Below are 666 nucleotides of genomic sequence, written 5' to 3' on the forward strand. Positions count from 1 at the left end.
TGCGGCTGCCCTTCAACGACGCCGGATCGATCCCCGCCCGCTCCAGCACCTCCCACGACGTCTCCAACAGCAACCGCTGCTGCGGATCCATCGCCAACGCCTCACGCGGACTGATACCGAAGAACCCCGGATCGAACTCCCCCGCATCATGCAAGAACCCACCATGGCGAACCATCGACTTACCCACCGCATCCGGATCAGGATCGAACAACCGCCCCACATCCCAGCCCCGGTCCTCCGGAAACGCCGAAATACCGTCCCGCCCCTCCGACACCAGACCCCACAGATCCTCCGGCGAGGAAACCCCACCCGGCAGCCGACACCCCATCGCCACAATCGCAATCGGATCCTCCGACACCCCCGACACCGCAACACCGGACGCCCCCCGGTCCACCGACCCGGCAGCCACCGCCTCCCCGCCCACCAACTCCCCACGCAAGAACTCCGCCAGCACACCCGGCGACGGATAATCGAAAATCAACGTCGCCGGCAACCGCAGACCCGTCACCGCATGCAAACGGTTCCGCAACTCCACCGCCGTCAACGAATCAAAACCCAGATCACTGAACGCCTGACCCGCACCGATGTCCCCCGCACCCGCATGCCCCAACACCACCGCCACCTCACCCGACACCAACTCCACGAGACGGCGCTTCTGTTCGTCGA

1 protein-coding gene is annotated in these 666 nt (G+C 65.5%); it reads right to left on the bottom strand.

From position 1 onward, the window contains the following. A partial coding sequence (locus IE239_RS41560) for an acyl carrier protein (RefSeq protein ID WP_373308243.1) occupies nt 1–643 on the bottom strand: 643 nt, incomplete at its 3' end. Nucleotides 644–666 lie beyond the last annotated feature (23 nt).

This window comes from Streptomyces humidus (assembly GCF_014649655.1).
Taxonomy (GTDB): Bacteria; Actinomycetota; Actinomycetes; order Streptomycetales; family Streptomycetaceae; genus Streptomyces; species Streptomyces humidus.